At 71.8% G+C, this 24,119-nt stretch carries 22 protein-coding genes, 2 tRNA genes and 1 pseudogene; 18 read left to right on the forward strand and 7 right to left on the reverse strand.

The features are described 5' to 3' along the window. The first annotated feature begins 52 nt into the window (after nucleotides 1–52). Nucleotides 53–771: pseudogene (locus AB0L45_RS04405) on the forward strand (XRE family transcriptional regulator). Between the two features lie 149 nt (nucleotides 772–920). Here AB0L45_RS04405 and AB0L45_RS04410 read toward each other — a convergent pair. After that, on the reverse strand, nucleotides 921–1,163 hold the full coding sequence (locus tag AB0L45_RS04410) for a mycoredoxin (protein ID WP_031001062.1): 243 nt from the start codon (nucleotides 1,161–1,163) through the stop codon (nucleotides 921–923). A gap of 198 nt (nucleotides 1,164–1,361) precedes the next feature. Between AB0L45_RS04410 and AB0L45_RS04415 the strand changes: the two genes are divergently transcribed. The 5 genes from AB0L45_RS04415 to AB0L45_RS04435 all read left to right on the forward strand — a co-directional run bounded on the left by AB0L45_RS04415 (nucleotide 1,362) and on the right by AB0L45_RS04435 (nucleotide 5,276). Further along, the gene (locus tag AB0L45_RS04415) at nucleotides 1,362–3,638 is read left to right on the forward strand and encodes an ATP-dependent DNA helicase UvrD2 (RefSeq protein WP_365835985.1); all 2,277 of its coding nucleotides are present in this window, start codon (nucleotides 1,362–1,364) and stop codon (nucleotides 3,636–3,638) included. Between the two features lie 142 nt (nucleotides 3,639–3,780). Continuing rightward, nucleotides 3,781–4,113, forward strand: a complete 333-nt coding sequence (locus AB0L45_RS04420) for a hypothetical protein (RefSeq protein ID WP_365835987.1) — start codon at nucleotides 3,781–3,783, stop codon at nucleotides 4,111–4,113. Between the two features lie 120 nt (nucleotides 4,114–4,233). Then, nucleotides 4,234–4,587, forward strand: coding sequence for a WhiB family transcriptional regulator (locus AB0L45_RS04425; RefSeq protein ID WP_365835989.1), 354 nt, complete (start codon nucleotides 4,234–4,236; stop codon nucleotides 4,585–4,587). Further along, nucleotides 4,584–4,913 (forward strand): hypothetical protein, encoded by a 330-nt coding sequence (locus AB0L45_RS04430; RefSeq protein ID WP_365835991.1) that lies wholly within the window; start codon nucleotides 4,584–4,586, stop codon nucleotides 4,911–4,913. Before AB0L45_RS04425 ends, AB0L45_RS04430 begins: the two co-directional genes overlap by 4 nt. A 162-nt stretch (nucleotides 4,914–5,075) precedes the next feature. Next, nucleotides 5,076–5,276 (forward strand): hypothetical protein, encoded by a 201-nt coding sequence (locus AB0L45_RS04435; RefSeq protein ID WP_365835993.1) that lies wholly within the window; start codon nucleotides 5,076–5,078, stop codon nucleotides 5,274–5,276. Between the two features lie 74 nt (nucleotides 5,277–5,350). On the opposite strand, the gene AB0L45_RS04440 is transcribed toward AB0L45_RS04435, so the two are convergent. Continuing rightward, nucleotides 5,351–6,751, reverse strand: coding sequence for an AarF/ABC1/UbiB kinase family protein (locus tag AB0L45_RS04440; RefSeq protein WP_365835995.1), 1,401 nt, complete (start codon nucleotides 6,749–6,751; stop codon nucleotides 5,351–5,353). Nucleotides 6,752–6,785: 34 nt separating this feature from the next. Beyond that, the gene (locus AB0L45_RS04445) at nucleotides 6,786–7,931 is read right to left on the reverse strand and encodes a TOMM precursor leader peptide-binding protein (RefSeq protein ID WP_365836353.1); all 1,146 of its coding nucleotides are present in this window, start codon (nucleotides 7,929–7,931) and stop codon (nucleotides 6,786–6,788) included. Between the two features lie 189 nt (nucleotides 7,932–8,120). On the opposite strand from AB0L45_RS04445, the gene AB0L45_RS04450 reads away from it, so the two are divergent. The 4 genes from AB0L45_RS04450 to AB0L45_RS04465 all read left to right on the forward strand — a co-directional run bounded on the left by AB0L45_RS04450 (nucleotide 8,121) and on the right by AB0L45_RS04465 (nucleotide 12,081). Beyond that, nucleotides 8,121–8,720 carry a M48 family metallopeptidase gene (locus AB0L45_RS04450; protein ID WP_365835997.1) on the forward strand — a complete coding sequence of 200 codons (600 nt, stop codon included), beginning with the start codon at nucleotides 8,121–8,123 and terminating at the stop codon, nucleotides 8,718–8,720. Nucleotides 8,721–8,833: 113 nt separating this feature from the next. Continuing rightward, on the forward strand, nucleotides 8,834–10,606 hold the full coding sequence (locus tag AB0L45_RS04455; protein ID WP_365835999.1) for a TerD family protein: 1,773 nt from the start codon (nucleotides 8,834–8,836) through the stop codon (nucleotides 10,604–10,606). An 11-nt stretch (nucleotides 10,607–10,617) separates the two neighbouring features. After that, nucleotides 10,618–11,301: an AIM24 family protein gene (locus AB0L45_RS04460; RefSeq protein ID WP_365836001.1), complete on the forward strand. Its 684-nt coding sequence runs from the start codon at nucleotides 10,618–10,620 to the stop codon at nucleotides 11,299–11,301. Between the two features lie 21 nt (nucleotides 11,302–11,322). Next, nucleotides 11,323–12,081: an AIM24 family protein gene (locus AB0L45_RS04465; protein ID WP_365836003.1), complete on the forward strand. Its 759-nt coding sequence runs from the start codon at nucleotides 11,323–11,325 to the stop codon at nucleotides 12,079–12,081. A 44-nt stretch (nucleotides 12,082–12,125) separates the two neighbouring features. On the opposite strand, the gene AB0L45_RS04470 is transcribed toward AB0L45_RS04465, so the two are convergent. Beyond that, nucleotides 12,126–12,653, reverse strand: a complete 528-nt coding sequence (locus tag AB0L45_RS04470; RefSeq protein WP_365836005.1) for an NUDIX hydrolase — start codon at nucleotides 12,651–12,653, stop codon at nucleotides 12,126–12,128. Continuing rightward, complete coding sequence (locus AB0L45_RS04475; protein ID WP_365836007.1) at nucleotides 12,650–14,113, reverse strand: zinc-dependent metalloprotease; 1,464 nt, start codon at nucleotides 14,111–14,113, stop codon at nucleotides 12,650–12,652. The genes AB0L45_RS04470 and AB0L45_RS04475 overlap by 4 nt, the downstream gene beginning before the upstream one ends. Nucleotides 14,114–14,304: 191 nt before the next feature. On the opposite strand from AB0L45_RS04475, the gene AB0L45_RS04480 reads away from it, so the two are divergent. The 4 genes from AB0L45_RS04480 to AB0L45_RS04495 all read left to right on the forward strand — a co-directional run bounded on the left by AB0L45_RS04480 (nucleotide 14,305) and on the right by AB0L45_RS04495 (nucleotide 17,656). Beyond that, a complete protein-coding gene (locus tag AB0L45_RS04480; RefSeq protein WP_365836009.1) occupies nucleotides 14,305–15,456 on the forward strand; it encodes an SDR family oxidoreductase in 1,152 nt (383 codons plus the stop codon). Nucleotides 15,457–15,576: 120 nt separating this feature from the next. Beyond that, the gene (locus tag AB0L45_RS04485; RefSeq protein ID WP_365836011.1) at nucleotides 15,577–16,038 is read left to right on the forward strand and encodes a molybdenum cofactor biosynthesis protein MoaE; all 462 of its coding nucleotides are present in this window, start codon (nucleotides 15,577–15,579) and stop codon (nucleotides 16,036–16,038) included. Between the two features lie 160 nt (nucleotides 16,039–16,198). Further along, nucleotides 16,199–16,378: a hypothetical protein gene (locus tag AB0L45_RS04490; RefSeq protein ID WP_365836013.1), complete on the forward strand. Its 180-nt coding sequence runs from the start codon at nucleotides 16,199–16,201 to the stop codon at nucleotides 16,376–16,378. Between the two features lie 186 nt (nucleotides 16,379–16,564). Beyond that, nucleotides 16,565–17,656: a PDZ domain-containing protein gene (locus AB0L45_RS04495; protein ID WP_365836015.1), complete on the forward strand. Its 1,092-nt coding sequence runs from the start codon at nucleotides 16,565–16,567 to the stop codon at nucleotides 17,654–17,656. Nucleotides 17,657–17,747: 91 nt separating this feature from the next. On the opposite strand, the gene AB0L45_RS04500 is transcribed toward AB0L45_RS04495, so the two are convergent. Next, on the reverse strand, nucleotides 17,748–18,302 hold the full coding sequence (locus AB0L45_RS04500; RefSeq protein ID WP_365836017.1) for a PPA1309 family protein: 555 nt from the start codon (nucleotides 18,300–18,302) through the stop codon (nucleotides 17,748–17,750). A 136-nt stretch (nucleotides 18,303–18,438) separates the two neighbouring features. Here AB0L45_RS04500 and AB0L45_RS04505 point away from each other — a divergent pair, with 136 nt between their 5' ends. The 4 genes from AB0L45_RS04505 to AB0L45_RS04520 all read left to right on the forward strand — a co-directional run bounded on the left by AB0L45_RS04505 (nucleotide 18,439) and on the right by AB0L45_RS04520 (nucleotide 23,805). Then, a complete protein-coding gene (locus AB0L45_RS04505; protein WP_365836355.1) occupies nucleotides 18,439–21,363 on the forward strand; it encodes a UPF0182 family protein in 2,925 nt (974 codons plus the stop codon). A gap of 78 nt (nucleotides 21,364–21,441) precedes the next feature. After that, nucleotides 21,442–21,515, forward strand: a tRNA-Met gene (locus AB0L45_RS04510). 208 nt (nucleotides 21,516–21,723) lie between these two features. Continuing rightward, on the forward strand, nucleotides 21,724–23,583 hold the full coding sequence (locus tag AB0L45_RS04515) for a tetratricopeptide repeat protein (RefSeq protein WP_365836019.1): 1,860 nt from the start codon (nucleotides 21,724–21,726) through the stop codon (nucleotides 23,581–23,583). A gap of 148 nt (nucleotides 23,584–23,731) precedes the next feature. After that, nucleotides 23,732–23,805 (forward strand) — tRNA-Met (locus tag AB0L45_RS04520). A gap of 76 nt (nucleotides 23,806–23,881) precedes the next feature. Here the strand turns inward: AB0L45_RS04520 and AB0L45_RS04525 are convergent. Then, nucleotides 23,882–24,076, reverse strand: coding sequence for a hypothetical protein (locus AB0L45_RS04525; protein ID WP_125045082.1), 195 nt, complete (start codon nucleotides 24,074–24,076; stop codon nucleotides 23,882–23,884). Nucleotides 24,077–24,119: the final 43 nt, after the last annotated feature.

Here is a 24,119-nt window from a genome sequence, read left to right on the forward strand (position 1 = left end):
CCCGGACCTCACCGTGAACGAAGCCCTCCGGGCCGTTCGCCTCTCGCTGCGCATGAGTCAGGACGACATGGCCCGCGCGCTTCGGAAGGCGGGCGACGAGCGGGCGAGCCCAACGACGCCAACAAGCGGCTCGTGCAGCGCTGGGAGGGCGGCACGACCCGCGCGCCCCGGCCCGTGTACGTACGCGCCCTGGAGAAGGTGACCGGGATGCCCATCGAGTCCCTCGGCTTCGCCCTGCCGGTCATGGCTCGCGTGCGCGACGACGGCGCCGGCGGGCACGACATGGCCCCAGGGACGGGCGGCGTCGCCCCCGCTTCCGGCGACACCGGAACGGCCGCTCAGACGGCCGGACGTGTGCACTATGCGGGCGTATGGCTCAGCCGTTACGAGTTCTACTCGTCCGGCAGAGGACAGACCTTCACCGGTGCCCACTACGTCGTACTGGTGCAGAACGGCAACCGGCTCACCGGCCGGTCGCTGCCCGGAGGGTCCTCCCACCCCGGCTCACCGCTCTCCCTCGACCTCACCGTGGACGGCAACGTGGTCACCGGCACCTGGGTGGAGCAGACCGCGACGGACGGCTACTACGCCGGCGCCCGCTACCACGGCGCGGTCCAGCTACTGGCCGAACCGACCGGCAGGCGCATGGCCGGGAAGTGGGTCGGCTTCGGCAAGGACTTCGACGTGAACACCGGACCGTGGGAGCTGATCTTCAAGGAAGCGTCCACCTCGAAGGAGACGGTGGAGCGGTACAGTCGGCGTCCTGAGTGACGGGAAGGCCGCCCGGACACGCCCCGCCCCCCCGGGAGCCGCGCCGGACACCCCGGTCACGGCAGCGTGGGCCCGGTCAGGGCATGACGAACCCCCGGCCGCGGCCGGGGGTTCGTCCGTGTGGGCCGGGGCCCGGAGCGGGGCCGGGCTCAGACGCCGAGGGCCTGCTTGACCTGGGCCAGGGACGGGTTGGTCAGGGTGGAGCCGTCGGGGAAGAGGACCGTGGGGACGGTCTGGTTGCCGTTGTTGGCCTTTTCCACGAAAGCCGCGGACTCGGGGTCCTGCTCGATGTTGATCTCCGTGTACGCGATGCCCTCGCGGTCCATCTGGCCCTTCAGCCGACGGCAGTAGCCGCACCAGGTGGTGCTGTACATCGTCACAGTGCCCGCCATGGGTCCTCGCGCTCCTTCAAGCTCGGCGTGTTCGTGAACAGGAGAACGTCTACCCGGCCCGGACCATTCCCGCCCGTGCCGGACCGCTCCGGTACGCGTACGGCCCCCCTTCCGTAGCCGGGCGTATACGTATGACCGGAGAGTGACGGCTGTGGACAGCGTTCCCGGCTGTCCCGGCCGACCTGGCAGCATGGCGGGGTGACAGCAGCATCGGACTCCACTCTCTTCCCGCAGGTTGCGGCCGCGACCCAGTTCCCGGCCACGCCCGAGGGTGCCGACGCGGTGCTCGACGGCCTGGACCCCGAGCAGCGCGAGGTCGCCACGGCCCTGCACGGGCCCGTGTGCGTCCTGGCGGGCGCCGGGACGGGCAAGACCCGCGCGATCACCCACCGCATCGCGTACGGCGTGCGGGCGGGCATCCTGCAGCCCTCCACGGTGCTCGCCGTCACCTTCACCGCCCGGGCGGCGGGGGAGATGCGCGGGCGGCTGCGGCAGCTGGGGGCGGCGGGGGTGCAGGCGCGGACGTTCCACTCGGCCGCGCTGCGCCAGCTCCAGTACTTCTGGCCCAAGGCGGTCGGCGGCGAGGTGCCCAGGCTGGTGGAGCGCAAGGTGCAGCTGGTCGCGGAGGCCGCCGCCCGCTGCCGCATCCGCCTGGACCGCAACGAGCTGCGCGACGTCACGGGCGAGATCGAGTGGTCCAAGGTCACCCAGACCGTCCCGGCCGACTACCCGGCGGCCGTGCACAAGGCCGGCCGCGAGGCGCCCCGCGACCCGGCCGAGATCGGGCAGATCTACGGGACGTACGAGCAGCTCAAGCGGGACCGGGGGACGATCGACTTCGAGGACGTACTGCTGCTGACGGTCGGCGTCCTCCAGGACCGGCACGACATCGCCGAGCAGGTCCGCGCCCAGTACCAGCACTTCGTCGTGGACGAGTACCAGGACGTCAGCCCGCTCCAGCAGCGGCTGCTCGACCTGTGGCTCGGCGACCGCGACAACCTCTGCGTCGTCGGTGACGCCAGCCAGACGATCTACAGCTTCACCGGCGCCACCCCCGAGCACCTGCTGAACTTCCGCACGCGCCATCCGGACGCCACGGTCGTCAAGCTGGTCCGCGACTACCGTTCCACCCCCCAGGTCGTGCACCTGGCCAACGGTCTGCTGTCCCAGGCGCGCGGCCGCGCCGCCGAGCACCGCCTGGAGCTGATCTCGCAACGGGACGCGGGCCCGGAGCCGGCGTACGTGGAGTACGGGGACGAGCCCGCGGAGGCGGAGGGCACGGCCCGCCGGATCCGCGATCTGATCGCGTCCGGCGTGCCGGCGAGTGAGATAGCGGTCCTCTTCCGCATCAACGCCCAGTCCGAGGTCTACGAGCAGGCCCTCGCCGACCTCGGCGTGCCCTACCAGCTCCGGGGGGCCGAGCGGTTCTTCGAGCGGCCCGAGGTGCGGGAGGCGGGCGTCAAGCTGCGCGGCGCCGCCCGCTTCGGGGCCAACGACGCCCTTCTGGACGACGCCGTGGACCTTCCGTCCGAGGTGCGGGCCGTCCTGAGCGACATGGGGTGGACGAGCGTGCCCCCGGCCGGGTCCGGCGCCGTGCGGGACCGCTGGGAGTCGCTGGCCGCGCTGGTCCGTCTGGCCGAGGACTTCGCCAAGGCCCGGCCGGCGGCCACCCTCGCCGATCTGGTCGCCGAGCTGGACGAGCGGGCCAACGCGCAGCACGCGCCGACCGTCGAAGGTGTGACGCTCGCCTCTTTCCACGCGGCCAAGGGCCTGGAGTGGGACGCCGTCTTCCTGGTCGGCCTCACCGAGGGCATGATGCCGATCACCTACGCCAAGACCGACGAGCAGGTCGAGGAGGAGCGCCGGCTGCTGTACGTGGGCGTGACCCGGGCCCGCCTGCACCTGGGGCTGTCGTGGTCCCTGTCGCGCTCGCCGGGGGGCCGCGCCGTCCGGCGGCCCAGCCGCTTCCTGGACGGGCTGCGGCCCGGGTCGGCGGGTGCCGGGCGCCGTGCGGCGGCCGCCGCCGCGGGCGGCATCGAGCGGGGCGGCACCGCCGCTCGTGGTGCGGGCAGGCGCCGGACCCGGTCGCCCGCCCGCTGCCGGGTCTGCGGCAAGACGCTCACCGATGCGGGTGAAATGAAGCTCATGCGCTGCGACGACTGCCCCTGCGAGGTCGACGAGGCGTTGTACGAGCGGCTGCGTGACTGGCGGGCCGAGCGGGCCCGGCAGCTGGGCCAGCCGGCGTACTGCGTCTTCACGGACAAGACGCTGATGGCGATTGCCGAGGCCGTTCCGGGAACCGAAGGGGAGCTGGCGGGCATCCCTGGAGTGGGGGGACGCAAGCTGGGCAGATTCGGCGCCGACGTCCTCGCGCTGTGCGCAGGTGAGGAGCTCGTTCCGGCAGTGGACGAGCCGTCGCCGGACGATCTTCCGGAGGGTGGTGCAAGAAGCTCCGGAAAGTCGTCAGAAAAATAGTTTGCGCGCGCGGAGCGCATCCCCATAGCCTTCACAGGCACGGAGACAACGGGCCTTCCGGGATCCGCTGGATTCGTGTTGTACTGAACAAGCCCGGACCGGATTTTCCGGTCCGCCGAGACGCCGAGAGGAGGCGAGACCAGTGATCAGCTTCATCGAGACCCAGAAAATGACCGATCGTTCGGTCGTCGCCACCTGCATGCTCGGCGCCTCGCTCCCGGGCACCGGTCTGTCCGGCTCCGGCCGACTGTCCGGTCTTGAGGTCACCCGTGCCGCTTTCTCGGTGTTCCTGCCCGAGGTCATGCGCGACGAGCGACCGACCCAGGCACCCGCAGTAGCGGCAGCGGCACAGGCAGCGCATGCGCACGCCTTCGCCGGCGCGGCGGCCAACGGTGCCGAATCCCGGAAGCAGTACGAGACGCAGCAGGACACGTGGGCCCACCGCGGGCACGAACCCTGGAGAGATCCAGCCTGATTCGGATGATCAGGTCGGCACCTTCCAGGGCCGCGGAACCCACACCGGGATCCGCGGCCCTTTTGTTTTGCCCATGAGCCCAGCCACCAGCCGGGCCGAACAGACGAGGAACACACCACCGTGCAACTCCAGACGCACACCCCGTCCGTCGCCACCGACCTGATCCCCCCGCCCGACCCCCAGGAGACCCCCTTGCTGCCCCTCACCGAGCTCGACGACGAGATCGACCGACTCGGCGCCGCCGTGCCGTGCCGTACCTACGACCCCGAGGTCTTCTTCGCCGAGACCCCGGCCGACGTGGAGTACGCCAAGTCCCTGTGCCAGACCTGTCCGGTGCGCGAGGCGTGTCTCGCCGGCGCCAAGGACCGTCGCGAGCCGTGGGGCGTCTGGGGCGGCGAACTGTTCGTCCAGGGCGTCGTGGTGCCCCGCAAGCGTCCGCGTGGCCGTCCGCGCAAGAACCCGGTCGCGGCATGAACCTCTGCGGCACCTACACCAGCGGCACCGGAACGATCGACCGTCCCGCCCAGCGGGATCCCCAGAAGCAGGACCCGATGAACCCCACCCTCACCGACACCACCGCACCCGTGAACTCCGGCGTGATCGAGTCGCGCCAGAACAGGACCCGTGAAATGCAACTCATCCCAGAAGCCCTGGCTCGCGCGCATATGCAAGAGCGCTTGCGGGAGGCCGAGTCCGAACGCAGGGCCCAGCGCCTCGCCGCGGCCCGGCGCATGCAGCGCCGCGCCGAGCGGGCGTCGCTGCGCGCCCGGCGCGCTCTGGCCATGGCCGTCATGCAGTGACCCACCGGCTGCCCGGCATCCGTACGGTGCCGGGCCGCCCGGCGGTGTTCACCACCGCATCAGGCGGCCACGCAACACCACACACCGCAGGGGCTGTCCAACTGGGCGGCCCCTGAGGCGTTGTGCCCCCTTTCCCGGCGGTGGCGGGGATATTGTCGGCTGATGAACCAGAAGACGTACGAACAGGCGGACTTGACCACCGACCACGCGGAGTGCGTCCAGTGCGGAACCACCGCCGAGGGCACCCCGGCCACCTGGACCTGCACCATCGCCAACGGCACCCGCCACCACCTGTGCGACATCTGCACCCGCGCCCACCTCCGCGTCATCGAGTCCCACTTGGACCCGGTACCGACGAGGTGAAGGCACGGTGCCGGCCGACGCGGGGCGGCACACGGAGCGCTGCTGTCCCGAAGGGCGGCCCGCCGTAGGCGCGGTCAGGCCGGTGTCTCCTCCACCGCGGGGTGACTCTGCTCGGGCACGGACGGGGTGGAGCTGTCGGCCGGGGCGAAGCCGGGGAGCCAGGACTCCAGCTCGTCGCGCAGGCGGACGGTGGCGCCCAGCTGGCACAGGACGCCGATCGTGCTCAGCGTCACGCGGTGTATGAGCAGGTAGGAGGGGGGCAGGTTGAGCTGGCGGCCGAGCTGGTAGGCGGGGGAGCGCGGGTCGGCGATACGGGCGGCCTGGGTACGCATCCAGGAGCGGGTGAAGGTGAAGTCGTCCGCCTGGGCCGGTTCGATGATCGGCAGCAGATAGTCCAGCACCGCGTCGGGGTCCAGCTCGATGGACTCCTTCACGAACCCCTCTTCGCACAGCAGCTCGTAGACCGCCTCGGCCTCGCCGTCGAGCGTCATACGCAGGGAGGCGCCGATCGTGGACGGCAGGCCGTCCGGCAGCCGGTCGACCGTACCGAAGTCCAGCACGCCCAGCCGCCACTGATCCGCCGGGCCGTCGGGAGCGTCGCCGGTCAGCAGCCGGAAGTTGCCCGGGTGCGGGTCGGCGTGCAGCAGGCCGGTGCGCGCGGTGCCGGCGAAGAGGAAGCGGGCGAGGAGCTGCCCGGCCCGGTCGCGCTCCTCCTGGGTGCCGTTCGCGATGACCTCCGAGAGGGGGACGCCCTCCATCCACTCGGTGACCAGCACCTGGTCACCCTGGTGGACCACGGCGGGCACCCGTACGTCGGGATCGTCGGCGAACTCCTCGGTGTGCGCCTGCTGGGCCTCGGCCTCCAGGGCGTAGTCCAGCTCCTCGGAGACCCGGTCGCGCAGCTCGGAGATCAGCGGCTTGATGTCCATGCCGGGGATCAGCGGCCCGAGCAGTCGGGCGAACCGGCCCAGTTGGGACAGGTCGGACAGCAGGGCCGCGCCCGCCCCCGGATACTGGACCTTGACCGCCACCTCACGGCCGTCGTGCCAGACCGCGCGGTGCACCTGCCCGATCGACGCGGCTGCCGACGGTTTGTCCTCGAACTCCGTGAACAGCTCGCGCCAGTCCTCGCCCAGCCGCTCCGCCAGCACCTTGTGCACCGTGTCCGTCGGCATCGGCGGCGCGGCTTCCTGAAGTTTGGTGAGCGCGGCGCGGTACGGACCGGCGACCTCCTCCGGCAGTGCCGACTCGAAGACCGACAGCGCCTGCCCGAACTTCATGGCGCCGCCCTTCAGCTCGCCGAGCACCCGGAAGAGCTGTTCCGCGGTCCGCTGTTGGAGCTCGCGGCCGACGAGGTCCGCCGACCTGCCGCCGATCCGCTTGCCCAGCCCCCAGGTGGCGCGGCCGGCGAAGCCCAGTGGCAGCGCGGCCAGCTTGGCGGTACGGGTGACCGCCTTGCGGGGAAGATCTGACATGCGCCCCTCCAACTCACACTGTCCCCAACCGGGGTTACTCCGCCATTGTTACGTGTCGTCCGGCCGGATCCGAGGTGGCCGTGGCACCGGCCGGTCCCGCCGCGCCGCAGCCGCACTCCGGATGCGGCGCGATCCTGGTGGTCCGCCAGTCCGCGCCGGGCAGCGCCACCTCCATCCGGGCCCCCGTGCAGGGTGGCAACTGACCGTCCAGGAACGCCAGCGCCTGCACGGCGGCCAGCCCCGCCACCGTGGTCGCCAGCGCCGCGTCGCACGCCGGGACGGCCGGTGTGCCGCGCCCCGACCGCCATTGGGCCAGCAGCCGCGGCCAGGCCGGCTCCGCGTCCGTACGCCGCAGCTGCAGACAGCCCGCGCAGGAGGAGCCACCCGGCAGGACCAGCGGGCCCACCACCCCGGTGCCCTCGACCACCCCGGCGAACAGATGGGGGATTCCCGCGGTCAGGAAGGGCTCGCTCAGATTCGGATCGGGTGCGTACGCGGCGAGGCCGTCGCGCGGCGCGATCACGATGAGCCCGAGGCCCGGCTCGCCCGCGTCCGACGGCCCGCCCTCCGGCCGCGGTCTCCGGGACCAGGGCGAGACGCGGTGGACCAGGCTGCGGGCGGCGGTGTCCCGGCGCGCCCCGATCTGCTCCGCCCGCACCCCGCCCGGCACGACGTCCCAGGGCTCGACCTTCCCGCCGTCCTGCACCTCCACCCGCCCGACGCCCGCCGCCGAGAGCAGGGCCGCGACCGAAGCGCCCACCCGGCCCGCGCCGCGTACCCGCGCCCGTACGGCACGGCGCGCCCCCATCCGCTCCAGTCCGCCCGCGGCCTCGGGATGCCGCACGGACAGCGAGGCGAGATCCGCCCGGAGCCGGCCGAAGGCCGCGGAGTCCGCGCGCACCGTGTCGGCCGCCGGCCCGCCCGCCGCCGGCACGTCCAGCAGGCCGGCCCGCCCCAGCCGGTCCACCACCCGCCGCGCGTGCCCGGCCGGCAGCCCCAGCGACTCGGCGGCGTCCACCAGCTGATCCAGGCTCCGTGTGCCGTCGATCAAGGCCAGAAAACTGCCGGTGGCCGTGTCCACCGGGCCCAGTTCCACCGCGTGCGCCGGGGCCACCCCGAAGCGCACCGTCTGCCGGTCCCGCCATCCGCGCCGCAGCGCGGGCTTGAGCATCGGATACATGATCCGCCCCCCGTCGATCAGCTCTCGTCCAGCGGCCTTCAGCATCCCCCGCCCCCGCGCCGGGCGTCGGAAGTTGTCCACAGCCGGCAGGCAATAGTCATACAAGCCGTCTTTGCTGCTGGGCGGTCCGGGAGCACGGCGGAAGCCGGGGGCGGGACTTCCCGTACGGACAGCGGGTAACGTCGGGGCGTGCCCGCCGACCCTTTGCGCCGAGCCGCAGATCCCCCACGCAGAACGGCCGCGCGCCCCGCGGCCGCGAGCCCCGCGACGAGCGCGGTCGAGGTGCGCAGAAGCTCGCGGCGGCGCCGTACGGTCTCCGCCTACCGCGAGGGCGACCGCACCGTCGTCCTGATCCCGGCCCGGATGTCCGAGGCCGAGGAGCGGCGCTGGGTGACGGTGATGCTGGACAAGCTCGCCGCGCAGGAGGGCAGGCGGAAACTCGGCGACAGCGAGCTGGCCGCGCGCGCGGAGCGGCTGTCGGAGCAGTACCTGGGCGGCCGTGCCCGGCCCGCCACGGTGCGCTGGGTGACCAACCAGAACACCCGCTGGGGCTCCTGCACACCCGCCGAGGGCAGCATCCGCCTCTCGCACCGGCTCCAGGGAATGCCGGAGTACGTCGTCGACTACGTACTCCTCCACGAACTCGCGCATCTTCTCGTCCCCGGTCACGGACAGCGTTTCTGGCAGCTCCTGGAGTCATACCCGCGTACGGAGCGAGCGCGCGGCTATCTGGAAGGTGTGGTGGCGGCGGACCGGCTGCCGCAGTTGCCCGCGGCCCGTACGGAATAGGGCCGGTTCCGACCGGTTCGCGCGCCACCGGCATCGCCCGCTGTCGGCGGCAGCGGTTAGCCTGGCGCGACGTCATCAGAGCGCGGAGCGGGAGCGGGGGACGGTCGTTACGTATGGCCAGGGAATTCCAGCGGGGCCACAAGGCCAGGATCAGTGACCTGACGGCCGGGACGGATCTGTACGTAGGCGTGCAGATCGCCGGTACGGGCCTGACCTTCGACATCAGCTGCTTCGGCCTCGACGCCGACGAGCGGCTCTCCGACGACCGGTACTTCGTCTTCTTCAACCAGCCCGCGTCACCCGAGGGCGCGATCCAGCTGCTGGGCCCCCAGGCGGGCGACACGGAGTCCTTCCGGGTCACGCTCGACCGGATACCGCAGCACATCCAGAAGCTCTCCTTCACCGCCACACTCGACGGCGCGGGGCAGATGTCCCAGGTCGGGCCCGGTTATCTGCGCATCGTCGCCGGCGGTGAGGAGGTTGCCCGCTACGCGTTCGACGGCGCGGAGTTCAGCACCGAGCGCGCCGTGATGCTCGGAGACTTCTACCTGAAGGGCGAGTGGCGCTTCGCCGCGGTCGGGCAGGGCTTCGACGGCGGCCTGGAGGCGCTGCTGAAGAACTTCGGCGGCGAGGTCGCGGAGGAGGAGCCCGCGGCCGCGCCCGAGCCGGCGCCGCAGGGCGGCGTCCCGGGCTTCGCGCCGCCCGCCGCCTCCGAGCCGGCGCCGGGCTTCGCCGCCCCGCCGGCCCAGGGCCCGCCCGCCCCGCAGCAGCCGGCCCCGGCCTTCGGCGCGCCGCCGAGCACGCCCCAGGGCGCGCCTCACGGCACTCCGCAGACCCAGCAGCCCCACGGAGCGCCGCAGCCTCCGGTCCCGCCCCAGCCGGAACCACAGATTCCGGCCCAGGCTCAGCCGCCGCAGGGCCACCCGCCGCAGCAGCCGGCCCCGCCAATGCACGCCGCTCCGACCATCGCGACCCCGATAGCGCCTCCCGGCGAACCGACCGGCCGGCCCGGTCAGATGCCCGGTCAGCCGCCGTACGGCCGGCCGCCGCACCAGCAGGCGCCGCCCCCGTACGGCCAGCCGCCCCAGGCGGCCCCTCAGGCCCCGCCCCAGGCCCCGTACGGCCAGCCGGGCGGCCAGTTCCCCGGCCAGCAGCCTCCGGCCCCGTACGGAGCGCCTCAGGGGCAACCCGCCCCGTACGGCCAGCCACAGCCCCAGGCCGGCGGCCCCGGCCTCAGCGTCGTCCTGGAGAAGTACCGCGAGGCTCCTACGGGGCAGCGGTGGACCCCGCAGAACGAGAAGCTGATCCGCGCCGACCTCGGCATCGACGGGCAGCCGGTGCTCGCCCGTCAGGGCAGCATGGTCCTCTACCAGGGCAAGGTCGACTTCAGCTACAAGGGCGCCGGCCTCCGGGGCCGCATCGTGGGCAACGCCACCGGCCAGGAGATGCAGCTGATGCGCTGCACGGGCCAGGGCCAGGTGTTCTTCGCGGACAACAGCGCCCATGTGCACCCCATCGAGCTCCAGGGCGACGCGATCTGCGTCTCGGCCGAGAGCGTGCTCGCCTTCGACGAGTCGCTCCAGCACGAGATCCGCCGCATCGAGGGGCACGGCATCCCGGGCGGCGCGCTGTTCACCATGCAGTTCCAGGGCACCGGCACGGTCGTCGTCAAGACCCAGGGCACCCCGGTCGTCCTCCCGGTCACCCCGACGACGTTCGCGGACGCCAACGCCATCGTCGCCTGGTCGGCCGCCTCGCAGGTGATCATCTCCAGTCAGGTGAGCCTGCGCCGCAGCGCGTATCCGGGACACTCCGGCGAAACCGTGAACCTCCAGTTCCGCGGCGCGCCCGGCAACTTCATCGTCGTCCAGCCCTACGAGGTCTGAGGGAGCCCGCCATGTACGAACAGCAAGCCCCGGGCTACGCCCCGACCGCACCCGCCGCCCGCATGGAGAACCACGGCAGTGCGATGGTGAAGATCGCCATGCAGAGCGGCCAGGACGTCTTCGCCCGCACCGGCTCGATGGTCGCCTACGAGGGTTTCGTCCAGTACGAGCCCAACCCGCCCGCGGTCCGCCAGATGGCCTCCCAGTGGCTGACCGGCGAGGGTGCGCCCTTGATGAAGTGCTCCGGCGACGGCCTGCTCTACCTGGCCGATTACGGCGCCGACGTCGTCTGCATCAATCTCGACGGTGACGCGATCTCCGTCAACGGCACCAACCTGCTGGCCTTCGACGCCCACCTTCAGTGGGGCGTGCAGCGCGTGAAGGGGATGGCCAAGTTCGCCGGCCAGGGCCTCTTCAACGTCGGCATCTCGGGCACCGGCTGGGTCGCGCTGACCTCCCGCGGCACCCCGATCGTGGTGGACTGCGGCCGCGGCGAGGACGAGACCTACGTCGACCCGGACGCGCTCGTCGCCTGGTCGACGAACCTGAAGATGAAGGGCAAGCGCAGCTTCAAGGCGTCCTCGATGATCGGGCGCGGCAGCGGCGAGGCGTACCAGCTCGGCTTCTCCGGGCAGGGCTTCGTCGTCGTACAGCCCAGTGAGGACAGCACCGACCGGCTCCGGGCCCGGGGCTGAGGGGGAGGACGTCAAGCCATCATGCAGAGTCCGCTTTTCGCCTATACCGAGGCGCAGACCCAGGACCGCTACACCCTGCAGAACCCGCAGCTGCTGCGGGTCGCCCTCCAGGGGCACGAGGACCTGCTCGCCCGTAAGGGCAGCATGGTCGCCTACCAGGGACTGCTGGAATTCGACGGGAACTACCAGACGCCCGGTCAGCAGCACGCCCGCGCCGCCTCCGGTGAGGGCCTGGACCTGATGCGGGTGTCCGGACAGGGCACCGTCTACCTGGCCAACCTCGCGCAGTACGTGCACGTCATGGACGTCGACCACGACGGTCTGACCGTGGACAGCAGCTATGTGCTGGCGCTGGACTCGGGCCTCCACTGGGAGGTGATCTCGGTCGACAGCCAGTACGGGATCTCCGGCACCGGCAAGTACCAGCTCAACATCTCCGGCCGCGGCAAGGTCGTGCTGATGACCTCGGGCCAGCCGCTGATGATGCAGGTCACCCCGGACAAGTACGTCAATGCCGACGCGGACGCGGTGGTCGCCTGGTCCGCCTCGCTGCGGGTGCAGATGCAGGCGCAGACGCACTCCTCGGGCGTGTGGCGGCGCCGTGGGAACACGGGTGAGGGCTGGGAGCTGAGTTTCCTGGGCCAGGGGTACGCGCTCGTCCAGCCCAGCGAGCTGCTGCCGCCGCAGAACGCCAACATCGGGTCCGGCCTGGCCGCCCAGTTCGGCATGGGGCAGCAGGGCGCCCACGGCCAGAACCAGGGCAACATCTTCACCAACTGAGGTCCCGGCCGCGCGCCCCGGCGAGGGCGCGCGGCCGGCGGGCGCTACAGCAGGGCGCGCGTGCGCTCCACGAGGCGTACGACCGAGTCGTCCGCCACCGCCGCCACCTCGTCGTACGCGAACCAGCGCAGCTCCAGCGACTCGTCGCTGATCACCGCCTCGGCCCCCTCGGGCGCCAGCGCCGCGTACTGCACGTCCAGATGCCACGCGCACGGCGTCAGATGCCGGTCCAGGCGCACCGGCCCGCCCAGCAGCGTCAGACCGGACGCGATCCCGGACTCCTCGCGCGCCTCACGCAGCGCCGCGTCCGCGAGCGTGGCGTCCTCCGGCTCGCAGTGCCCGCCCATCTGGAGCCACATCTTGAGCTTGCGGTGCAGCGTCAGCAGGACCCGGCCGCGCGGCGGGTCGATGACCAGGGCGCTGGCCGTGATGTGCCCGTCCTTGCAGGGCTTGCCCATGCCGTCGGGGTGGGCCGCCAGGTGGTCCAGGTAGGAGAGCCGCAGCCGGTCCTGCTCGGGGGACGGCGCGGGCCACTCCTTGAGGACCCGCGCCGCGTCGTCGTGAAGGCTCACTTGCTGCCGTCGCCCCCGGGCTTGCCGCCCTCCTCGGGGCCGTCCTCGCCGGTTTCCTTCGACAGGTCCGGCTTCGCCGTGCCGCCGCCCGCGGCCTCCCCGAGCATCTTGTCCAGCTCGGAGAAGTCCAGCTGCTCGTGGTGGACGAAGGCGTCCGGGTCGTCCAGGTCGGCGGCCGTCGGCAGCATGTCCGGGTGCTCCCAGAGCGCGTCCCGGCCGTCCAGGCCGCGTGCGTCCGTCAGCAGCGCCCAGAGCCGCGAGGCGTCCCGCAGGCGCCGCGGACGCAGCTCCAGGCCGATCAGGGTGGCGAAGGTCTGCTCGGCCGGTCCACCGGTCGCCCGGCGCCGCCGCAGCGTCTCGCGCAGCGCGTCGGCCGACGGCAGGTGCGGGGAGGCGGCGGCGTGCACCACCGCGTCCACCCAGCCCTCGACGAGCGCCAGGGCCGTCTCCAGACGGGCCAGCGCGGCCTTCTGCTCCGGGGTGTCCTCGGGCTGGAACATGCCCTGCTGGAGCGCGTTCTGCAGCTCCTCGGGGTGCTGCGGGTCGAGCTGGCCGACCACGTCCTCCAGCTTGGTCGTGTCCACCTTGATGCCGCGGGCGTAGCCCTCGACCGCGCCGAACAGGTGCGAGCGCAGCCACGGTACGTGGGCGAAGAGCCGCTGGTGGGCGGCCTCGCGCAGGGCCAGGTAGAGCCGCACCTCCTCCTCGGGCACGCCGAGGCCGGAGCCGAAGTTGGCGATGTTGCCCGGCAGCAGCGCGGCCTTGCCGGCCGGCCCCAGGGGCAGCCCGACGTCGGTGGAACCGACGACCTCACCGGCCAGCACGCCCAGCGCCTGCCCGATCTGCGTACCGAACATCGCGCCGCCCATGGAGCGCATCATGCCGAGCAGCGGGCCCGCCATGGCCTGCATCTCCTCGGGCAGCACGTCGCCCATGGCCGCGCCGACGCGCTCCGCGACCGGGTCCACCAGGTCCTTCCACACCGGCAGGGTCTCCTCGACCCACTCGGCGCGGCTCCACGACAGCACCGTGCTCGCGCCCGACGGCAGGGACGTCACACCGTCCAGCCACAGGTCGGCCAGGCGCACGGCCTCTTCGACGGCCGCCCGCTCACCGGGGGAGACGCTGGCGTCCTTGGTGCCGTCCTCGGCGCCCTGCGCGACGGTCTGGCGCGCGATGTCCTTGGCCATGTCCCAGTTCACCGGGCCGCCCTCGTAGGAGAGCATCTGGCCCAGCTTCTGGAAGGCGGCGCCAAGGTCGCCAGGGTTCATCTCGCCACCAGGACCGCCCATGCCGCCGAAGAGCGCCGCGAACGGGTTGTCCGCACCGCCGCTCCCGCCGCCGAATCCGAACGGGTTCGCGGGGCCCTGGCTACCTCCCTGGCCGCCCTTCTTCTTGCCGTTGTCGCCGTCCTCCGGCTCCTCCGGCGGAAGGCCGAATCCAAATGGGGTGTCACTCACGGGTTTCCTCGGCTCGTAGGGCCGCCGGCCCGGGCCGGCGGCGGCTGCCCGACATTCTCTTCCAGCCTAGACACCCGCCCCGCTTCGGGGCTCGGTGCTCCGCCGTCCCGGCGCCTGCGGCAGGATGGACGCCACCTGGTACGTACGCGTCAGCACGCCTACGCACTGAAGACAACCGCTGGAGACGCCCGGTGAGTTCCCCAGATCCGACCGTTCGCGCAGCGCGAAACGCTGCCGCCGACACCGAGAACGCAGGAAAACAGGCGGACGCCGCGCCCGCCCGGCCACTGCGCCGCCCCGTCGTCGCGGTCACCGGCGCCGCCTCCGGCGTGGGCGCCCTGCTGACCCAGGCACTGACCGAGTCCGACGAGGTCAAGCGGGTCGTGGCCATCGACGAGCGGCGCGGCGAGGCCGCCGAGGCGCACTGGCACGTCCTGGACGTCCGCGACCCGGCCATCGCCGACAAGCTGCGCGGCGCCGACGTCGTCGTGCACCTCGCCGTCGATCTCGACCTGGAGACCGACGCGGCGGCCCGTACGGCGTACAACGTGCGCGGTACGCAGACGGTCCTCACGGCCGCGGCGGCCGCCGGTGTGCACCGGGTCGTGCTCTGCACCTCCGCCATGGTCTACGGCGCGCTCCCGGACAACGACGTACCGCTGGCCGAGGACGCCGAGCTGCGGGCCACCGCCGACGCCACCGGAGTCGGCGACCTCCTGGAGATCGAGCGCCTGGCGCACCGTGCGCCCCGCGCGCACCCCGGCCTGAACGTCACGGTCCTGCGCCCCACCGTCCTGGTGGGCGGTACGGACACCGCGCTGACCCGCTACTTCGAGTCACCGCGGCTGCTGGTCGTCGCCGGTTCCCGTCCCGCCTGGCAGTTCTGCCACGTGGACGACCTGGTCAGCGCCCTGGTGTACGCCGCTCTGGAGAAGGTCGAGGGCGAGCTGGCGGTGGGCTGCGACGGGTGGCTGGAGCAGGAGGAGGTCGAGGAGCTGGCCGGGATCCGGCGTATGGAGCTGCCGTCCTCCGTGGCGCTCGGCGCCGCCGCCCGGCTGCACCGCATCGGTCTCACGCCGTCGCCCGCCGGGGACCTGGCCTACACGATGCACCCGTGGGTGGTCAGCGGAAGCCGGCTGCACGAGGCGGGCTGGCGCCCCCGGTGGACGAACGAGGAGGTGCTGGCCGAGCTGCTGGAGGAGGTCGCGGGCCGGCACACGGTCGCGGGCCGCCGCCTGGGCCGCAAGGACGCCACCGCCGCCGGGGCGGCCGGCGCGACGGTCGCCCTCCTGGGCACCGCCGCCCTGGTGCGCCGCGCCCGCAAGGCCCGCCGGCGCATCTGAGGGGCTGAGGGGGGCTGTGCGCCGCCGCCCCGCCCCTGTAGGAGCCACCAACCCGCCCCGTCGCAGGACCGGTGGAAAGGCCATGTCCCGCCGCGCCGTCCCGTACGGCACGATGGAGCCATGCCAGGCACGTATGACCACCCGGGCGAGCAGGGCGCGGCGGACGCGATCCGCCTCCTCGCGGTCCGTGACACCCCGCTGTCCTTGGACGAGGTCTTCGCGGCCGTCGGCGACCCGGCCGCCGGCGGGACGGCCCTGTTCGTCGGTACGGTCCGTTCGCACGACGGCGGCGCCGACGTCGACGCCCTCGGCTACTCGGCGCACCCGAGTGCCGAGGCCGAACTGCGCCGTGTCGCCGAGAAGGTGGCGGCCGACTTCCCGGTCCGCGCGCTGGCCGCGGTGCACCGCGTCGGCGAGCTGACCATCGGTGACCTGGCGGTCGTCGTGGCGGTCTCCTGCCCGCACCGGGCGGAGGCGTTCGCCGCCTGCCGCCGGCTGATCGATGACCTCAAGCACGAGGTGCCGATATGGAAGCACCAGCGCTTTTCGGACGGTACGGAGGAGTGGGTCGGCGCCTGCTGACGGCCGGTTTCGTGCGGTGGCGCCCGTTCCGGGCGGTTTCGGGAAATCCTTGACGTGCGCTCCAGTTGCGTAACCCGCCCCCTGGCGTGAGCGTTGACCTGGCAGATGGTTAATCTGCTTATTTGTCGTTGCGGTTGTTACAAGGGGTCGGGAGGCCGCTATGGGAGCGCTCCTCTGGTTGCTGATTCCGGTTCTGGCCGTCATCGCCGCCGTCGTGTGGAGCAGTTGGGCATCGCGCAACCGCAGGACCGGGGACGTCGCGGAACTGGCGGGCTACGCGCGCTTCCGGGAGGCGATGGAGAAGCCCGAGAAGGCACATTCCGGTTCAGACGCGGCATGAGCATGCCGGAATGATCCGGGGCGGTGGCGGGCGTACGCGGACGCAAGCGGCCGCCACCACCCCGGTCACCGGGCGCCCGCGCCGAGCGCCCCACCGAGCGCCCTGAGGGCCCCGTGCGCCCTTCCGCGCGCCCCGGACGGACGGCCCCGGGGACCGGGTGTCGTAGGCGTCCCGTACTGTCGTTCCATGCCACGCCGCACCGCGACGCTGCTCGCCTCTCTCGTGATGCTGATTGCGCTGATCTGCGCCGGGATGGTGATTCCCGTTCCGTATTCCGAGATGTATCCGGGGCCCACGACCAACACCCTGGGCGAGCACAAGGGCGAGCCGGTGCTCCAGATATCCGGCCACAAGACGTACCCGACCTCCGGCAACCTGAACATGGTCACGGTGCGGGTCACCGGCGCCGAGTACCGCATGAACCTCTTCGAGGCGGTCGTCGGCTGGCTGAAGCACGACAGCCTGGTGGTGCCCCACAAGACCCTCTACCCGGAGGGCCAGACGGCGGAGCAGTCCGACCAGCAGAACGCCGAGGAGTTCAGCCAGTCCCTGGAGAGCGCCAAGGTCGCGGCGTTCAAGCAGCTGAAGATCCCGGTCGGCTCCCAGACGGTGGTGGCATCCGTCGTCAAGGACGCCCCCGCGGACGGCAAGCTGCACGCCGGTGACGTGATCAAGGCCGTGGACGGTACGGAGATCAAGGCCAACACGGACGTCGCCAAGCTGGTCACGAAGCACCAGCCCGGCGAGCAGGCGGTCTTCACGGTCATCCCGGCCAAGGAGGCGGCCGCGGCCCAGAAGAAGGGCAAGAAGCCCGAGGGCCCCACCAAGGACATCGCCGTACCGACCGCCAAGGCGAAGGACGGCCGGCCCGTCGTCGGCATCCAGGCCGGCATCGACTACACGTTCCCGTTCGACGTGGAGATCAAGCTGGCCGACGTCAGCGGGCCCAGCGCCGGGCTGATGTTCGCCCTCGGGATCATCGACAAGCTCACGCCCGAGGACCTGACCGGCGGAAAGTTCGTGGCCGGTACGGGCACGATCGACGCGGACGGCAAGGTCGGCCCGATCGGCGGCATCGCGATGAAGGTCGTCGGCGCGCGCAACAAGGGCGCCGAGTACTTCCTGACGCCCAAGGACAACTGCGCGTCCGTCGTCGACGACCACCCGGAGGGCCTGCGCCTGGTCAAGGTGGACACCATCCAGGACGCGCTGAAGTCCCTGGAGAAGATCCGCAAGGGCGACACGGCCGGCCTGCCGAGCTGCCCCGCGAACACGTAGGCGGCCCGGCCCGTACGGGGCCCGAGCCGGTCACGGCCCGGGGCGCGGCGGGCCCGGCCCCGGACGGCCCCGGGTGGCACAGCCCGCGCGCTCAGCCCTCGAAGGTGGCGGCCAGCGCGTCCGCCAGCCCCGGCACGAGCTGCGAACCGGTCAGTACCTCGGACGTGGAGTCCTTCTCCCGCAGCCGCAGCGCCGACTCCCGCGTGCCGTCCCGCAGCACCGCCACCGTCATCCGCACCTCCTGACGGTCCGGGTGGCCGGCGACCCACTCGGCGAGCTGGGCCTCGTCCATACCGGCCGGTACGGCGTCCTCCGCGGACGGCGGCAGCATCAGCCGCTCCACGGTCATGGCGCAGCCGGCCACCGCGTCCGGCCAGCCGATGGTGGCCAGGAACTCGTCCAGCGGAGCGTCGGCGGGGATCTCGTCCTGCTCGACCGGGGTCAGCGAGGCGGTGGTGGAGTCGTCGATACCGAGCTGTTCGGCGAGCGAAGGTTCCTGCTCACGGAGGCGGGCGGTGTCCACGAGGGCGAAGAGGCGGGCGGGCTGGTCCCAGCCGAGCCCGGCGGCGTACTCGTCGATTTCGAGTACGGCGCGGGTCAGCGGGCTGGCGGCGAGGGGGGTGCCGTCGACGGGAAGGTTGTTCATGCTCAATATCGTGCCCTGCGAACCCCGGAAAACGGGAACCGAGTAAAGCCTTAGTAAGTTGCAACAGTGGGTCCTACTATCGCCGGGCCTGCTCAACACGACAGCGAACTTCGAGGTGCGCACCTTGGCTTTCCAGATGCCGGACCGCGGCGGAGGCCCGACAGGGCCACGGATCAGAGTCGGCCGACCGTCCCGGCGGGTCCGGACCCTGCTCATGACACTGGGCGTGCTGGCCGTGCTGGCCATGCTCTTCGTCATGTTCTCCGGGTTCTGGACCGACTGGCTCTGGTTCCGGTCGGTCAAGTACTCCTCGGTCTTCACCACCACCCTGTTGACGAAGATCGGACTGTTTCTCGCCTTCGGCGTCCTGATGGCCGCCGCGGTCGGCGTCAACATCTGGCTGGCGCACCGCCTGCGGCCGCCACTCAGCGCGATGTCCATGGAGCAGCAGAGCCTGGACCGCTACCGGATGAGCATCGCCCCGTACAAGAAATGGGCGCTGCTCGCGGTCACCGCGGTGGTGGGCCTGATCGCCGGCGCGTCGGCCTCCGGCCAGTGGCGTACGTGGCTCCAGTGGGTGAACGGGGTGCCGTTCGGCCAGAAGGATCCGCAGTTCGGCAAGGACGTCGCGTTCTACGCCTTCGACCTGCCGTGGTACCGCTTCCTGCTCAGCTTCGGCTTCGCGTGCGCGGTGCTGTGCCTGATCGCCGCGGCGCTCACCCACTACCTGTACGGCGGGCTGCGCGTCACGAGCCCCGGCTCGCGCGCGACGGCCGCCGCCACCGGCCACCTCTCCGTGGTGCTGGGCATCTTCGTGTCGCTGAAGGCCGTCGCGTACTGGCTCGACCGGTACGGCCTGGCGGTGAAGTCCAGCGGGCTGAAGTCCGCCGACGGCTGGACCGGCCTGCGCTATGTGGACGCCAACGCCTACCTGCCCGCCAAGACGATCCTGTTCTTCATCGCGGCGATCTGCGCGGTGCTCTTCTTCGCGACGCTGTGGCGCCGTACCTGGCAGCTGCCGGTCATCGGCTTCGGCCTGATGGTGCTCTCCGCCGTCCTCATCGGCGGCCTGTACCCGGCCATCGTGCAGAAGTTCCAGGTCCAGCCGAACGAGCAGGCCAAGGAAGCGCCGTACATCAAGCAGAACATCAAGGCGACGCGGGACGCGTACGACATCGACGGTGTCGACGTGCAGGGCTACGACGGCAACTACAAGCCGAAGGGCGACGCGGACCGGCAGAAGCTGCGGGACGCCGCCGACACCACCGCGAGCGTGCGTCTGCTCGACCCGAACGTGGTCTCCCCGTCCTTCCAGCAGCGCCAGCAGGTCCGCAGCTACTACCAGTTCCCGTCGACCCTCGACGTCGACCGGTACAAGGACAAGGACGGCAAGGACCAGGACACCGTCATCGGCCTGCGTGAGCTGAACCTCAACGGGGTCTCCGAGCGGAACTGGATCAACGACCACTTCAAGTACACCCACGGGTTCGGCGCGGTGGCGGCCAAGGGCACCACGTTCGCCGAGGGCGGTGAGCCGGCCTACACCGAGAGCGAGCTGCCCTCGAAGGGCCAGTTCGGGCCGTACGAGCAGCGGGTCTACTACGGCGAGAAGACCACCCAGTACTCGATCGTGGGCGGGCCGCAGAAGGAGCTGGACTACTCCTCCGACAAGAGCGGCGAGAAGAGTTACAGCTACACGGGCAAGAGCGGGGTGAACCTCGCCAACCCGATCAACCGCGCCGCCTACGCGGTCGCGTTCGGCGAGCCGCAGATCCTCTACTCGGGCGCCATCGGCAAGGACTCGCGGATCCTGTACAACCGCACGCCCAAGGAGCGCGTGGAGGCGGTCGCCCCCTGGCTGACCATCGACGGCGACGCCTACCCGGCGGTCATCGACGGCCGGATCAAGTGGATCGTCGACGCCTACACGACGAGCAACGGCTACCCGTACGCCTCGCGCACCACGCTCGGCGACACCACGGCCGACTCGCTCACCGACGGTCAGCGGGCGGTCGTCGCCCAGCAGAACCAGGTCAACTACATCCGCAACTCGGTCAAGGCCACGGTCGACGCCTATGACGGCTCGGTCAAGCTCTACGAGTGGGACACCAAGGACCCGGTGCTGAAGACCTGGATGAAGTCCTTCCCCGGGACGGTCGAGAAGAAGAGTTCCATCAGCAAGTCGCTGATGGAGCACATGCGCTACCCGCAGGACCTCTTCAAGGTGCAGCGTCAGCTCCTGACGACGTACCACGTCACCGACCCGAACACGTTCTACACGGGCAGCGAGCGCTGGCAGGTCCCGAACGACCCGACGAACAAGTCGGGCAACTCGGTGCCGCCGTACTACCAGAGCCTGAAGATGCCGGACCAGAAGGCCCAGACCTTCGCGCTCACCACGACGTTCACACCCAACAAGCGGGACAACCTGGGTGCGTTCATGGCGGTCGACGCCAATGCCACCAGCAGTGACTACGGCAAGATCAGAGTGCTGAAACTGCCGTCCCAGACACCGGTGCCGGGGCCGCAGCAGGTCCAGTCGAAGTTCAACTCCGATCCCAAGATCGCCAATGAGCTGAACATCCTGAAGAAACTCGGCGACTCCGAGATCGAGTACGGCAACCTGCTCACGGTCCCGATGAACGGCGGCCTGCTGTACGTCGAGCCGGTCTATCTGCGCGGTGCGGGCACCAACTACCCGCTGCTGAAGAAGGTGCTGGTCAGCTACGGCGAGAACGACCCCGTCCTGGGCAACAACCTCGCCGAGGCGCTCGATGTCGTGTTCGGCAAGAAGCCGCCGGGCTCCGGTACGGAGCAGCCGCCGTCCGACGGCGGTGACACGGGCAAGCAGCCGCCCGCCGACCAGACGGTCCAACAGGCCCTCGACGACGCCGTGAAGGCGTACGAGGACGGCGAGAAGGCCCGTAAGGAAGGCGACTGGGCCGGCTACGGCGAGTCGCAGAAGAAGCTGAAGGCGGCCCTGGACCGGGCGGCCGAGGCGGAGAAGAAGGCCCAGCAGAAGGGTGACGCCGGCAAGAACGGCGGCACCGGCGGAAGCTGACGCCGCGGTCCCGGCCCCTGGGAGACGACCAGCGGGCCGGGACCGCCTCCGTGCCGTGGTACCGTGGACACACAACGGCGCGGGGTGGAGCAGCTCGGTAGCTCGCTGGGCTCATAACCCAGAGGTCGCAGGTTCAAATCCTGTCCCCGCTACTGAAGAACGAAGGCCCGGATCCTTGGGATCCGGGCCTTCGTCATGTGTGGCGCGACACGCCCGGGCGCGTGCGCCTTTTCCAGATGTGAACGGAAGTGGAGGAGAACGGAGTTTGGCATGTCTCTGTATCGGGAAGTCGACAAAACGCTGTAGTGACCTCACTGGCTGCGGTATACCAGGTGTACGCGGGTTGCGGGTGGTGCGACGATGGCCCTCATGGGGGACAAGGCAAGGTTGTTGGAGACAGGCCGGTTTGTGCACGCGCCCGACGACGGGCGCGCATCCGGGACACCGGACGGACGGGACACCGTGCTTCCGGACCAGCGTGACGCCGACATGCCGCTGGACGTGATCGAGGCCGACGCCGCCGCCGAGGCGTCCGAAGCCGTGACCGAAGCCCACCACCGACGCGCCGCCGAAGCCGGCGACACCGCGGCCATGAGCGTGCTGGGCGCGATGCTGCTGCGCCGCGGCGACCTGGACGGCGCCGAACCGTACCTGCGCTCCGCCACCGCGGCCGGCGACCGCGCGGCCGCCAACAACCTGGGCGTCCTGCTGCACCAGCGCGGCTACGCGGACGAGGCGGCGGGCTGGTGGCGGATCGCCGCCGTCGCCGGGTCCGCCGCGGCCGCCCACGCGCTCGGCCGCTTCTACCGCGAGCGCGGCGACGAGCCCGCCGCCGAGTACTGGCTGCGCCAGTCCGCCGAGTCGGGGCACTGCCTGGGCGCGTACGCCCTCGCCGACCTCCTGGAACACCGTGGCGACGTGGGCGCCGAACGCTGGTTCCGGGCCGCCGCCGAACGCGGGCACCGCGAAGCCGCGTACCGCCTCGCCCGTCTGCTGGACGACCGCGCGGCCACCGTCGGCGACGGCGCCCCGGACGCCGAGGCCGAGCAGTGGTACCGCCAGGCCGCCGCGCGCGGGCACCGCCGCGCCGCGCTGCACCTGGGCACGCTCCTGGAGGAGCGCGGCGACACCCAGGAGGCCGGCCGCTGGTACCTGACCGCCGCCAAGGGCGGTGAGGCACGCGCCGCTTGCGCCCTCGGCTTCCTGCTGCGCGACGCGGGCGACGAGGAGAGCGCCGCCGAGTGGTGGCGCCGCGCCGCCCAGGACGGCGACGGCAACGCGGCCAACGCGCTGGGCGCGCTGCACGCCGACCGCGGCGAGACCCAGACCGCCGAGCGCTGGTACCGCGCCGCGCTCGACGCGGGTGATGTGAACGGCGCGTACAACATCGGCCTGCTCTGCGCCGAGCAGGGCCGGGAAGGCCGTGGCGAGCAGTGGTACCGCCGTGCTGCCTACGCGGGGCACCGCGAGGCCGCCAACGCGCTCGCCATCATGCTCCTCCAGCGCGGCGACTCGGCCGGCGCCGAGCCGTGGTTCTCCAAGGCCGCCGAGGCGGGCAGCGTGGACGCCGCCTTCAATCTCGGCATCCTGTACGCCGAGCGCGGCGCGGAGCGGATGGCGCACGAGTGGTACGAGCGTGCCGCGGCGGCCGGCCACACCGAGGCCGCCCTCCAGGTCGCCATCGTCCAACTGCGCGACGGTGACACGGAGGCCGCCGAGCGCAACCTGCGCTGCGCGGCCGAGGGCGGCAGCGCCGAGGCGGCGTTCCGCCTCGCCGATCTGCTGGACCGTCGCGACGGCGGCGCGGTCGAGCGGCGGCGGGACGACGAGTGCACCCGGTGGTACGAGCACGCCGCGCGGCAGGGGCACCGGCGCGCCCAGGTCCGGGTTGGCATGTTCGCGGCGGCTCGGGGCGATGTGGTCGAGGCCGCCCGCTGGTACCGGGCCGCGGCCGAGGCGGGCAGCCGCAACGGCGCCTTCAACCTCGGCCTGCTGCTGGCCCGGGAGGGCAGCCTGCCCGAGGCCGCCCTGTGGTGGACCCGCGCGGCCGAGGACGGGCACGGGCGCGCCGCCCTGCGCCTGGCCCTGCTCGCCGCCCGGCGCGGTGCGCTGGCCGAGGGGCACCAGTGGTGCCGGCGGGCCGTGGAGCTGGGGCCGCCGGAGGTCGCGGAGCGCGCGGCGCGGCTGCGCGAGGCGCTCCAGGAGGAGCTGACGGCGTAGGGCGCGGGGCGCGGCCGAGGCCGTACGGGGCGTGCGGTGTCCCGTACGGCCTCGGCCGCCCGGCTGTCCGACGATGCCGCTGGCCCTAGCGCGACGGAACGTGATTTGCACTGGTCGTCGCGGTGAGGTTACAGTGGACACACAACGGCGCGGGGTGGAGCAGCTCGGTAGCTCGCTGGGCTCATAACCCAGAGGTCGCAGGTTCAAATCCTGTCCCCGCTACTGAAGGACGAAGGCCCGGATTCTCAGGAATCCGGGCCTTCGTCGTATCCGTCTACGGAGCGGGGGCGCGGGCACGTCATTCGCCGGTGCGTTCGCCCTTCGGGCCCCGGCCGCGCTCGGTGCGCGGACCCCGGCTGCGCCATCCCTCCTCGCCCTGGAGGGTCTCGTTGGCCTCCTCATTGGCGTGCTGATCGTTGATCCCGCTGTTCTCGGCGTCCTTGCGGAGCCGGGCGCGGCGCTTGTCGTAGTCCTTGCTGCCGGGCTCGGGCATGGTGGACCACCTCCTGGGCCCTGGGTGCCCAGGAGGGGCGGGT

It is taken from the genome of Streptomyces sp. NPDC052496 (assembly GCF_040679095.1).
GTDB lineage: Bacteria > Actinomycetota > Actinomycetes > Streptomycetales > Streptomycetaceae > Streptomyces.

Bases quoted from the DNA above. Each gene is read 5' to 3' on its own strand.
- AB0L45_RS04410 (WP_031001062.1), bottom strand. From the start codon at position 1,163: ATGGCGGGCACTGTGACGATGTACAGCACCACCTGGTGCGGCTACTGC.
- AB0L45_RS04430 (WP_365835991.1), top strand. From the start codon at position 4,584: ATGAACCTCTGCGGCACCTACACCAGCGGCACCGGAACGATCGACCGT.
- AB0L45_RS04435 (WP_365835993.1), top strand. From the start codon at position 5,076: ATGAACCAGAAGACGTACGAACAGGCGGACTTGACCACCGACCACGCG.
- AB0L45_RS04440 (WP_365835995.1), bottom strand. From the start codon at position 6,751: ATGTCAGATCTTCCCCGCAAGGCGGTCACCCGTACCGCCAAGCTGGCC.
- AB0L45_RS04445 (WP_365836353.1), bottom strand. From the start codon at position 7,931: ATGTATCCGATGCTCAAGCCCGCGCTGCGGCGCGGATGGCGGGACCGG.
- AB0L45_RS04455 (WP_365835999.1), top strand. From the start codon at position 8,834: ATGGCCAGGGAATTCCAGCGGGGCCACAAGGCCAGGATCAGTGACCTG.
- AB0L45_RS04460 (WP_365836001.1), top strand. From the start codon at position 10,618: ATGTACGAACAGCAAGCCCCGGGCTACGCCCCGACCGCACCCGCCGCC.
- AB0L45_RS04465 (WP_365836003.1), top strand. From the start codon at position 11,323: ATGCAGAGTCCGCTTTTCGCCTATACCGAGGCGCAGACCCAGGACCGC.
- AB0L45_RS04485 (WP_365836011.1), top strand. From the start codon at position 15,577: ATGCCAGGCACGTATGACCACCCGGGCGAGCAGGGCGCGGCGGACGCG.
- AB0L45_RS04490 (WP_365836013.1), top strand. From the start codon at position 16,199: ATGGGAGCGCTCCTCTGGTTGCTGATTCCGGTTCTGGCCGTCATCGCC.
- AB0L45_RS04495 (WP_365836015.1), top strand. From the start codon at position 16,565: ATGCCACGCCGCACCGCGACGCTGCTCGCCTCTCTCGTGATGCTGATT.
- AB0L45_RS04500 (WP_365836017.1), bottom strand. From the start codon at position 18,302: ATGAACAACCTTCCCGTCGACGGCACCCCCCTCGCCGCCAGCCCGCTG.
- AB0L45_RS04505 (WP_365836355.1), top strand. From the start codon at position 18,439: ATGCCGGACCGCGGCGGAGGCCCGACAGGGCCACGGATCAGAGTCGGC.
- AB0L45_RS04515 (WP_365836019.1), top strand. From the start codon at position 21,724: ATGGCCCTCATGGGGGACAAGGCAAGGTTGTTGGAGACAGGCCGGTTT.
- AB0L45_RS04525 (WP_125045082.1), bottom strand. From the start codon at position 24,076: ATGCCCGAGCCCGGCAGCAAGGACTACGACAAGCGCCGCGCCCGGCTC.